Annotated in this window: 4 protein-coding genes; all 4 read right to left on the bottom strand. The window is 58.0% G+C overall.

Going from position 1 to position 11,954, the window contains the following annotated elements; translation table 11 throughout:
- Positions 1–13 precede the first annotated feature (13 nt).
- From AB0280_RS17080 to AB0280_RS17065, 4 genes are read right to left on the bottom strand one after another with little or no spacing between them, the layout of a single operon-like run.
- Entirely contained in the window at positions 14–2,104 is a 2,091-nt protein-coding gene (locus tag AB0280_RS17080; RefSeq protein ID WP_366367990.1) for a DUF1998 domain-containing protein, read from the bottom strand.
- Positions 2,097–5,297, bottom strand: coding sequence for a helicase-related protein (locus AB0280_RS17075; protein WP_366367988.1), 3,201 nt, complete (start codon positions 5,295–5,297; stop codon positions 2,097–2,099). The genes AB0280_RS17080 and AB0280_RS17075 overlap by 8 nt, the downstream gene beginning before the upstream one ends.
- A 9-nt stretch (positions 5,298–5,306) precedes the next feature.
- Positions 5,307–7,112 (bottom strand): UvrD-helicase domain-containing protein, encoded by a 1,806-nt coding sequence (locus tag AB0280_RS17070; RefSeq protein ID WP_366367986.1) that lies wholly within the window; start codon positions 7,110–7,112, stop codon positions 5,307–5,309.
- A complete protein-coding gene (locus AB0280_RS17065; RefSeq protein WP_366367984.1) occupies positions 7,102–11,766 on the bottom strand; it encodes a DEAD/DEAH box helicase in 4,665 nt (1,554 codons plus the stop codon). The genes AB0280_RS17070 and AB0280_RS17065 overlap by 11 nt, the downstream gene beginning before the upstream one ends.
- Positions 11,767–11,954: the final 188 nt, after the last annotated feature.

Genomic DNA, 11,954 nt, shown 5'->3' with positions numbered 1-11,954 from the left:
GCTGCACAGGGCATCAGTAAGCTTTGTCGGCCAGCTTGTCCGCGAGATCGGAAGGGGCGAAGTCCTTCGTGTGATACGTAGTCCACCCCTGCTCCGCGAGCCAGTCGTCCCGCTCGTCGTCGCGGTCCACGAGTACTGCCACTCGGGAGGAAGGCCACAATAGATCTACCTGCCACTGGTTGTCTGGGCCGATGTCCGCCCCCCAGTCTCCGAGCTCTACCTCGACTTCTACAAGTTCGGGGATGAGTTCCCTCAAATCGGGACCGGATTCGGCAAAGACGGTCAGCCAGGCGCTCTGCCGGATGCTTTCCGGAATGCCCAAGTCTTCGGCAACGGAGGATTTCCCTGAAGCCTCGACGCCAAGCGTCCCTAGAGGATTCAACTGTGCCCATTCAAGAAAGCCGAGCCCAATTTGCCCGTGCACGCCGAATAGGGTGCCCCGGTCCAGGTTGGAATTGAACAGCTCGCAGCTAGTTTCCGGGACGAGGACGCAGCAATGGCAGGCTGCGAGGTTTCGCGCGTCAGTTCCTGATCCTCGCGACTCGATGCAAACAGGGTCGGCCGAGCACCACGATGTACGGAACAAGCCTTCATCCAGTGCAGGACCAAGCCGCTTCGGGCTCGCTTGCGCTGCGATGCCACCCAGACTGCCAGCCGAGTCCGATGAGGCCGTGTAAAGAAGCACTCCGACCTGATCCTGACCCACATAAAGACGTTCCCGGATCGAAGATGCCGGGTAACCGGCGTCGAGTGAAAGCTGGTCGATGATGATGTGGGACAGTGTGTGGACCAGGGTCTCCACAATGCTCCCAGGGGCAGGGTCCAGTCCCCGCTGCTTCGCTGCGCGCTTGGCGTTGATCCACAAAGTATTTTCACGGCTTGCGGCGAAGTCAGTTTTTGCCCAGGCCTCGACTTGTGATCTGTCCAGGGCGACAAAGAGTCCCTCGCCGAGGGTCTCGATTGCGGGCAGCCAGTTTTGTCGGTTGTCATCTGGTGACAGTGGAGACAATTTCGCATCCGGCTTGTCCTCGCCCCTGGGTTGCAGGCGGCTGAAGCCGTAGAGTGCCCGGACTTCCCTGAGTCGGGTGATTTTTCGTGCCGCCTTGATCCAGTGCTGGTGGGCAGTTGGAACGGCTACTTTCTCAGCGACGAAATCTGTGTCAGGGCTGTCCTTCCGGCCGTTCATCAGCGCAAGGAACTCCTGCTCACGAAGCTGGTCTTCGGAGAGCTCAGTCTCTTCGCTGCCGTGGAATTGGCGTCTGATTTCGGCCCGCAGCTCGTCCACAGAGAAGCGTCCATCGAACTCTTGGACAACGCCCTCTAAAACCCACGCCGATGCTGGTTCAAGTGCCTGTGGTTGGCTGAGCTGTGAAGCCTTCGACGTCACGACCTTCGCCAGGAACTCCGAATACGGCGGAATGGAGATCGCAGATCTGACTACTGGAAACCAGACGTTGGATGCACCACGCTGCACCGTCTTGGGAGGCTTACCGCATTCACGCTCCCGGTATCCCCAGCCGAGCCACGGCCGGTTCCCCTGGCATTTCATCTCCTTCAAGGCGATGGAGTTGAAGGCGTCGGCCATTGTCCGCGATTTTCCGCATGAACACCGGACCACCATGTCGGCCAGGGATGATGTCCGGCCTTCCGAGGCAAGCGAGAGCAAGTGGTTGGCATCCTCTGTGGGGGTGAAGCCATGAACCCAATAAGAATAGGGAAAGTCGTCGATATGTCCGTCCTCGCATGCGACGACGAATCGCGATGGAGTCAGCGGTGCCAGTGACTTACATAGGCCACACTTGGGATCCTCGTAGGACGCCTGTAACTGCTGTATCTTCCCGAGACGGTTGCAATTCGGACAAACAAGCATCTGTGGGAAACGAACTACCGGAATCTTTCCGCGAGCTCCCGCAGGGGGCAGTAAAAGCTCAGACACTTTCAAGCTTCTCGCAAGACGTGGCTCGCTGACCGGCTTCAAATGCTTCCGGTCCCACTGATCGATGCTGGTGATCATGAAGCTGTTGTTTTCGGCTGGGAACAGGCTGCCGACTCCGAACGTGGAGATCAACTGGCTGCGCCGGGCGGCATAGGTCTTTTTAGCCAAGGGTGGCATCCTTCCTCATTGGGGCCGGCCGGAGTGCCGTTTCTGCGTCAACGTCGCGCATGCTGCGGGGCGTGGGCCAGGGAATGGTGCTTGTGCTGTAGACGAAGTCGGGATCTTCAAGGGCTTTGCTGGAATCGATGAGCAGCGAACGCGGCGAATTCCGCTTGCCCTCGTAAGGCAGATCAGCGTCAGCGAGGGCTGCTTTCCGCCATATGTTGAGAAGTCGCTCCAGCTCTTCGCGCGTAGCGGATAATTCCCCAGGATCGACGGATGCGACCCGATTACCTATCCAGGTCATAACTTCATCTACTGCTGGGGATTTGTCTCGGACATGCCCTGCAGTGCCACGTAGCTCGGGGACTAGCATCCTCAGTGCTGACACCAGCGTTGCATGAAGTCCCCGGTCTCGCGATCGGGCAGCGAAAGGCGTGGCACTGGTCGCTTCAACTGCCCGGTAAAGCGCTCCATGGAAGTCATTGAAGGATTCGTAGTGTGAGCGGTCCCGTGTGCGCGCTGCGTTGAAGATGGTTACTACCAAGCCCGGGTGCTGTCGCCCGACGCGGCTCGTCGCTTGAATGTACTCCGCGCTTGATTGGGGCTGTCCCATGACTGCCATGAGACCCAGACGGTCGACGTCGAGGCCAACTGAGATCATGTTCGTGGCCAATACAACGTCCTCAGGTACCTGGCCACTCATCAAGCTCTTCTCCAGGGACTTGAGCGCCTCTGGAATTTTGTGGTTTTCAACGCGGCTTGTCAGCTCACTCAATTGAATTCCGCGGCCCTCAAGCCTGCCGTCACGTTTCGCCAGCAGATTAAGCCGGGCCCGGACGTCGTCGTATACCTGAAGGTAAGCGGAGCCAAGAACGCGGAGACTGTTGAAGTAACCCATGAGGGTCCAGTAAGGGTCACGGTCTTCGGCCGTTGCCGCGTCAATCAGGTTGGCCGAGTGCAGCAACGAGGCGTATGTGCGGACCATGAGCGTCGCGTGACTGGTGCCGGACGCGAGCACTCCAACGTATTGGCGTGTTCCGAATTGCTCGGAGGGGGCCTTCTGGGCAAAGAAGGAGTCGTCAGGATCAAGTCCCGGGGGTGGGAAAAGGCTGGATTTCCGGTTGAAGACGGAACGAATCTGGTCTTCAGCCCTTCGAATCGTGGCCGTGGAGGCAACGATCTTTGGCTTTCTGGCTTCTGAGCCCCCTTCACGCCCGATGCCACTGGCGGCCAGGTCGACAGCCGTTTCGAACAATCCAACAGTAGAACCGAGGGGGCCGGAAATAAGGTGAAGCTCATCCTGGATAATCAGGTCCGGGCCCAGATCAGCAGGGGAGAGGCGTCCAAAAAGGGTTGCAATTTCGCCACGCCAGGACATCCCTGCGAACTTGTCGACAGTGCCGATCACGAGCTCCGGGCGCTCCCTATAGACATCCGTGTCGACTATATGAACGGGAAGACCGTCACTGAAGTCGCATGAACGATTGGAACACGTCACAGTCATTCGATCTGTCGGGACCTTGGTAATCCTGTAGTCGTCAACGGTGAGTCGGGTGCCACACCAAGGGCATGCTTCTATCTGTTTTGGGTTGCCTTCGATGACTTCCTGATTGCTCCTGAGCTTTCCGAGGTTCGTCCTCGCAGTCGCAATGTCGTTCGGGGTGGCGCCTCCGCCGACCCAGAGCCCGATGCTAAACGATGCGCCTCCAAGACGGTTCTCGTTGTCCAGCCGCACGGATTCCAGGGAGCAGATGAGCATGGCGGCGCGCTCGAACTGTTGGATGGTCAGAAGTCGCAGCGTGTAGCGCATGATCACGGCGACGCCGCGAACACTGGTATCGCGAAGTCGCCGAAGCAGCAGAAGATAGGCGATAAGCCCGAGGTATGCTTCGGTTTTTCCACCACCGGTGGGAAACCAAAGAAGATCGGCTAGGTCCCTTTCCTCGTGCAGGTCGTCCGTTAAAGACGGCAGATTGATGAGGATGAAAGCGATCTGGAAGGGGCGCCAGCTCTGCTCGCCAAGTTCGAAATCGCCCTTGGCTCCTTTTCGTACCCAGTCCTGGCGGGAACGCTGCATGTGCATTGCTTTGTTCGCCAACTGAAACGCCTCAAAGGCTTTTGCATCATCGGCGAGCAATCGGATTCCAGCCTTGATGCGAGTGTGGGCGATCCCCGCCTGCTTCATGTGTTCGTCCGCGACCCCGCGCAGGTGGGGTGGCACGTACGCTGGCCCGTCCTGTGTTGCAGATGCAGTGGATGCCGCGATCCAGGTCGAGTAGTCCTCTGCGAGGCGGCTGAGTTCGGCAACGACTTCTTCACGTGGTGCTGTTGCCATGAAGGGCAGCGACAGATTGGCGGCACTGCCTCCAGCCATGGATCTGTGGACGTCTTGCCGGGGGACAAACGTTGACGAGACTCGTTGACAAAGCCGCCCGTCGACGTCGGACTCTTGTACTTCGATTGCGCACCCGTGGCCTGCCCCGAAGACCATGTGGTTGCGGTAGAGAAGCTCCGAGGACGCCAAGTCGGGGTCGGACGGGACGCTGGTGCGGAGCTTGGAACGGTCTACCAGCGCCGGGACTGGCGTGTGGACTGAAATGCCGGCCTGGAACCAGCACGCCACATCCTTGTCGGAGGCCGGGTCCGGCTTGGGTTGCGTGTTTCGGAGAACAACGGTGACAGTAACAACAGCATCTTCCGGGACACGCACCAATGCATACAGCTCTAGGGCACCCCCCTCAAGCAGGTGACGCTGAGGTCCCGATGCAGCAAGATCTACCTCGATCTCGGGCAAATCAGCGGCAGTTCGCTGCCAGTCATAGGTTTCACGCCGTTTGCTGCCACTCTCCCTGACCGTAGCTATTGGCATATAGCGCGCTGCTGTCGGGGTGACAGCCAGGGACGTGGAACGGGTTGTATCCACGGAGACGGTAAGGCCTACACTGCTGGGATAGGTCAGGCGGGCGTTCGCGACGGAGCTGTCCACGGAGGCCTCTCCTGAAGCTGCAGCAACCGACTCTGGCTCGTCAGGGGCTTCGACGTAGGTGTCGTCAGCTGCGGGCCAAAGTACGCCCGTCACATAGCGCTCCAACGGACGTTCCGTGATGAGTTCGTCGGTAGAGCCCGGTCCATAAAGATCTGTTTCAAGGCGGTCCACCATTTCACGGCGGAAGGCGTACTTGGCACCGAGTTTCGACACTTATTGCTCCTAGTTCTTCGTCCGCGTAATCAAACCAGTCAGCCGGGGGACCAACCACATGCCCGAGGAGCCCAGCCCCGTCAGCTTCGTCTCTTCAGGGTGGCCGGTAGCGCATTCGATGGAAGTGACGCGCGCGCCAGTGAACCCTGCGGGCCACTCGTCCCTGCGGTGGGTCTTGAATGCATAGTTCTTTTTCAGTGCGTACGCGAAAGAGCGGCTGGTTCGCCCGATAACCTTGCCTTCACAGGTCGTCAAGACATAGCGGGGCACTTCGCCGGGCTCCGGCTCGGACTGTAGGGAGCCAGAAACTACCTGGCCCAAAAGGTCCTCCAATACGAGGTTGTCCTGGATTGCCTGGGCATCGCCGTCTTCGGGGTAGTAAGGGGAGACGTCGTCGATGTCCGAGTTTAGGAACTCCATCCGGGCTGTGTACTGGCCGTACTTTCCGTAGGCTTTCTCCAACCACCGCCCGGTTGAGCCATCAGCATGCTTGAGCAGCTTCTTGGGCAGTTTTGTGGAGATTACCTCTTCCCGTGCCCGGGTCAGTGCAACGTACTTCTGCTTGAGCGTCGCCTCATTCTGCTCAGCCGCCGGCGATCCAAACTCGGGCTGCAGATAGAGGACGTTCGTGAACTCAAGACCCTTGGCCCGGTGAACAGTCGAAAGTATGAGGCTCGCGGTATCCTCCACCGTAAGGGTTAACGGAATGGACCTGCTGCGGAGTCGCTGACTCAGCTGGGGGACATTCAAGGAGTTGTAAGCCGTGAAATTCCCTTCGGCTGTCTTGAGCGCAAGCCACAGGTCAGCTGCTGAGTCGCCGAAGAGTCCTGTAAGGCGTGACTTAATGTCGTCCGCATCGTAAGTTCGATCCTCAAGGTCTTTGAAGACCTGGTGCACCCAAGGCGCCAGACTCATGTCCTGAGCTTTGCGGCGAACCAGATGCGGATAGCCGTTCTCCCACAGAAGTTCGCTTGCGATAAGCACCTCGTAGTTTGTCGAACAGAGAAGGGCAGTCGTCTCGCCGTCGTTCGGGCACAATGCCCCGGATTCATTTAGCACTGAGGTGCTGGACATCTGCCTTCGGAAGTCGTCGAGAAGGCCGTGCGCTGTTTCCGAAGCTGAATCATCGAGCTCACCAAGGCTCCGTATTTCCTCACCCACCGAGATGAGCTCCCGGGTACGGTCGGTGACCGCCCTGTAGTGTTTGGCCAGCGCGTAGTGCTCGGCGCCGTAATCGCTGACGAGTCTGTCGATAAGTTTTGCCGACGTTAGTTTCGACTTCGATTCATCCAGCTGGAAGTCGTAGATGCCCTGAAGGGGATCACCCAGAACGGTAAAGCCAAGGTCTTCTCCGAGGGCGGATAGCAAGGCCAGGACAAGCTCAGCACGATCGCCCACGAGGTCCTGGGCTTCGTCAACGAGAATGTGCTTTAGGTGGAAGATTCGGTCGGGTGTCTCGTCGCCAGCAATGTATTCCGTCGCTTTCCTGATCCGTGCATCGAAGCTGTCACCAAGAGTGTCTTCGTCCATGTCGATCAGTATTTGTGCGGCAAAGGAGTCAAAGGTCCTGATCTGCAAGCCATCCAGATCATGCACGCGGGCACGTTTACGCACTGCTTCTACGGCGGCACGTGAGAAACTCAGCACTAGAATTTCGTCTGCTGGATTTAGACCGTCTTCTACGAGTGTTTTCACTCGGGCAAGAAGTACTTCGGTCTTGCCTTGCCCGGCCGCGGCGGTGACAAACAGCCTGTCCTCTGGTTCCGCTTCTGCCACCGCCCGCTGGCTTTCGTCCAGCTCAATGTCAGCGAGCACTAATTGCCTCGTTCCTCCAGAGGTAGTCCAGCTGCGTGAAAGCGAGCTGGTGCCCGTACTGATCCAAATTGTCCTTCACATTCACAATCAAAACTTCTTCGCTGCCGCCGTTCAGGGGGCCGCGAAGGCCGCGGCCGATCATCTGGATGTATTTGTTGGGTGAGAAGGTCGGGCGGCAGACGTAAACCGCGTCGACCTTTGGCGCATCAAATCCCTGCGTGAGTACATCGAAGTTTGTCAGAACGCGAATTCTTCCATTGCGGAAGTCTTCAATGATGGAACGTCTGTGGCCAAGGTCGGTCTTCCCTGAAATTGCTGCCGAAGGGATGCCTTCCACCGTCAGGACGGCGGCGAGGGCTTCAGCGTGTTCCACGGAGGCTGCGAAGACGAGAGTCGGTCCCTTCGTATCCGATGCCTTGATGTGGTCAAGAATGGCCTCATTGCGTTGCGTGTTGTCCGCTACGTGCTGGAGGTCGAGGCGGGCCTCGAGCATGGCACTTTGCGAATCCTCGTCCCTAGCTGAGCGCATATCTTTTAGTTTGAGCTCGATACCCTTCAGCTCGCGGTGCCTTACTCGAGCCAGGACCCCCATTCCCTGGAGATACTCGTGAGCATTGTTAGCGGTGAACTCATCCGGCTCGATGAGATTACGCCCGAACCGGGCGACAAGTCGCTCCGTCTCCGTTTCGTTCGTGCCCCGATACGGCGTTGCGGAGAGCCCAAGCAGAGATCGGGACTTTTCCGTGAATGAGCGGCCGAACCAGGATAAGACGGGGGTGTAAGAAGTTGCAGTCGCCCCGTGGGCTTCATCGATGATCACAAGGTCGGGGTTAGACATCCATTCATACATGGCCCGGCGCGTTTGTTGGATGCTGGCCAAAGTTTGGATAGTTGCGACGACCAGATGAAGCTTGGTTTCCTCTCGGACTGCGGTGTTACCACCCCAGAGCCTACTTACGGCCATACGTTCGCCGGGAGCTCCCGCCGCTTGCCACACATAGGTCCAGGTTTCGATGGCCTGCTCGCAGAGTTCTTCAGATTGAGCGATCCAGATGACTAAGCGATGTTCTTCCTTTGGCGCTTTTTTGATCTCCCGAATCACGGATTCAACGGCTACACGCGTCTTGCCAGCTCCGGTGGGCAACTGGACCAGACCGCGGCTATGTTTGGTGTTCCCTGCGAGGAGGTCAACGATCTTCTTGCTGGTCGTCTCCTGATATTCATGCAGAGGGTTCAAACCCACCGGTCCAACAAACTCCTCGCGTTCCGGTTTCTTCTTGATCGATTCACCAGCCATTGCGGGGGAGAACCCGAGCTCTTTGACGAATTCGCGGGCTGTTCTGCCGCCACGAAACTGATCCGGGGTCTCAATACCTGCTTCTGAAAGAGCGGGCTTGAGTACTTTGAGGAGGCTGCTGCCGTGCAAATTGCTGACAATGTCGAACAGGCGTTCGTCCGTGAGCTCAAGTCCGCGGGAATCCAGCATCTTCATGACTGCGCTCGGAATGAGGTCTTGAAGGGTTTCACGCCCAACAAGCTCGGCGATTTTGCCGGCGTCTGTCTTTTGTTTGTTGACTCGTCCCAGCCGCGCCTGGGCTTCAGCGTCCTTCTTAAGCTGCCGCATTGTTTGCATGACCTCGGCGCTAGCCCGTTTGCCACCAAACGCCCCCAGTATCGTTGTCAGCAAAGCCTGATCGCCTTGGGGAGCGCGGTAATAGAGCATGCCGTCTTGTAAGTAGGACGCCCTTGGCGTGGCCACAGACCTGGAGTCGTAGCTGTTCGTCTGAACTTCTTCGACCGAGACGCAGGGAACACACAAAGTTTGAACGGCAACTTCACTGGCTGCACGCTTGAGATATGGAAATCGCGACTTGATGCTTTCCGGCTCTTCTCCTTCAACTGGAATGGCTCGAGCGGAGGTGAAGAATTCCACAGTGACTGGTTCGACTCCCCAGTTCTCGGCTAGTGCCTCATCCAAATCCGGGTGACCTGTGTAGAGGACTGGGGCACCGGCTGTTTCAACAAGGTAGTCGCGGGACCTGAGGTCGGAGGCCAGGACTACGTCGCCTGTTAGATAGCGCGTATTTCGGCCTCCGCTAAGTGGGATGAGAAGTTCCTTGGGAGGGCGAACGGCAAGGGCAGCCAGCGCCCCATACAGTTCGTGAAGTTGCTGCATCGGCAACTGCTGCTCAGCCAAGGACAGGACAAGCGGCCACTTGATTCGGCTGGGGTCGGTTGGGAAGCCCAGCGCCGCTGCTTCTTCTTCGCCGGGAAAGGGCAGGTAATCTGAGGGGATTCCTTCGACTTTCCCGACACACTGCTGGGCGTCCACTTTGCCAAGCGGCGTTTCAAAGGCGCCGTACTTCTTAACCCACCAGAGGTCGGGCCCATCTATCGTCTCTGCTGGCCGAAAACCGGTGCTGAATTCGACTTTCGAAGGATACTGGGGCCTGCCCAAAATCGTCCTTGTCACCTTGGCCCGCGTTGTGGCGGACGCGTCGACAAGAAGGTAAAGGCCGTCTGTTGTTAGGGCTTGGCTGAAGCGTATCCCGGCCTCTGAAATGGGCGCTGGCCCGTTACGTGCGGCATCGGCAAGGCGGCTTGCCTCAGCATGCTTCCATAGCTCGTAGGTCGCGCCGCCTCGCACCATCTTGGCGTCTGCGAGTGCTGTCCTGGCTCCGAGGTTTCTAATCAGGGCGAGGTCGTTGGCGTGGAACTGGTCGTCCACTACAAGATGCTCGTCACCAACACTGTTTTGAGCGAACAGTCCGCCAGGGAGCCAAACGTTGCCAAGCGGACGCCACTGACGATCACGGCAGCGCACCAAGACCTTCGCAGGCTCGGTTCTCTCGTTGAGGACAGCCAGACTCTCGGGGACTGCGAGCGACCGAGTAAGCCTCCATAAAGACTGCACGAGCTCGGCGTCGGAGTAGTCCTGGGCCACTTCGCTCGCGACTCGACTAACGATACCCCGGCCGTCTTGCGCTTGGAGGTCAAGAGCACGGAGGTAGCTGTTTGCGTTGCCATGGTGCATCAAGTCATAGGAGACAACGTTGGCGGATTCGTCGTCGGCGCTCATGGGAAGAAACACCCTTGACGTGATCGGGGCTTGAACGCTGCCGTCGGACATAAGAACAATGCGGCTTCGACGCATTGCTGGTCGGTAATCCGCATAGGACTTGTCGATCATGGCGGCTAATTGGAGGGCATTCTCATAATCCTGCAGCTCGCCGCCGGCAACGACCTCTTCCAGCCACTCCTCAACTGAGGCACGCTTCGAGTTCGCTTCCTGCAGGATGCGAGCCACTTGGGGCTCTCGCCCTCGCATTGCAGCAGAATGCAACCACGGTCGGTCTGCCGGGACCCAGGAGTCCCAGAGTGCCGTCAACCGAGTTGCTTCTTCGAGAACAGGCTGGACCTTGATTTCCGTCGGAAGTCTCAAGGTTCCAGATCTGTCTGGCAGACATGGGGCAAAGGGAAGAATTGCGAAGATCGGTTTATTAATTTCAGCGTCAGACCAGGAATAGGACTCTCGGGCACGTGACGGAAGAATATCGAGAAACAGCGCAGGATCCGTCGGGGTAATGAGGTCCTTGAGAGCTCCTGCGACCATCCGCGGAAGGGTGCGGGTAAGGATCTCTTTGTTGTAGAGAGTTTCCAAGATGCTGTGCCGGTCCTCATTCATCTTGAATGCGGCGTTAACGATGCCTCGAAGCGAAGTTTCGTGCTGGGTAGGAAAGTAGTTCCAGAACCGGCCTAGCTTTTTACGCTGATTTTCGGTCAGCGGGACGGCCCAGGTGACATCAACCTGCTTGCGGGCAACAATGCTTCCGGCCTCGACAGCTGCCTGGGTGCTGACGACATGCTTGTCCCGGAAAATGCGCCATTCGTTTGTTGTGGTTCCGTCGCTGAGGGTTACTCGGTTACCCTCTCTAAGGGCGGACCAAACGAGCGCGGATCCGTCGATCCGGTCCTCGAACTCCAGAGTCCCAATTTTTTCGGAGAAAAGAAGAAACTCGCCGGGAAATTTCTTAATCTCATCGGACAGCCAGGAGACGTTACCTGTCAGAGGCAGTTTCACAACGGTAGAGGCCCAGGGGAAGAGCTCGGCAAGAACGGCGTCGTCGGCTGCTGCGATGTCCGGGTCTACGGGCGTGGCTAGTCGAAGAATCGGGTAGGTTTCGAGGTTCGGGTACAGGCCCTGGAGAAGCTCCCGGCTTCGGGTCTGGCTCCACGAGACGGAGCCGCTCCGGCTGTAGATCTTTGGATCGGAGGTTACTTGGATAACTGACTTGAACCCTAGCCCAAAACGACCAATCTCATCGTCACGCTTTTCAGATGAGTGGGAGAGCATAAGAGTCCGAAAGCCCGCCTCCGTAAAGGCCTGGCCCTCGTTGGCGCAGTAGAGCGCATCCTTCGTCAAGACCACTTTGATGCGGCCACCCGCATCCTTGATGGCGTCGGCCGCATTTTGTATGAGTTCGTTTAGCTGCTTCCGGCCGTAGCCGCCTTGGGAGATAGCAGCTTCAATGTTGCTGTGCTCGCGGACAAGATCAGGACGGGCTCTGTAAGCGTTGAGTGCGCTCTGAGTTTCAGCCGCAACAAACTTGCTGAGCGGCGAAGTTACGCCAGCCCAAGAATCCCGAACCATCATTGGTTCTGTCCCCCACATCGAGATCAATGCTATCGGCCCCCGCCGAAGTCTTCTCGATAATATTTACCACCCAGATGCGACTTTTTCGCGCAGACTCTTGATAAAGCGAGGCTTCTCAGAGGTGCTGCACGAGGTGACGGGCTATGGCACTACCTAGGGCTGTGGGGACCGCGGCGTTCCGGTGGTTC

Source organism: Pseudarthrobacter sp. 902506025, from assembly GCF_040702325.1.
In the GTDB taxonomy this organism is placed as follows: domain Bacteria; phylum Actinomycetota; class Actinomycetes; order Actinomycetales; family Micrococcaceae; genus Arthrobacter.
The sequence above is the reverse complement of the archived record's forward strand: the minus strand, read 5'-3'. Positions and strand labels throughout refer to the sequence as shown.

Excerpts from the sequence above, each read along its gene's own strand:
- AB0280_RS17065 (WP_366367984.1), bottom strand. The coding sequence starts at position 11,766 with ATGATGGTTCGGGATTCTTGGGCTGGCGTAACTTCGCCGCTCAGCAAG.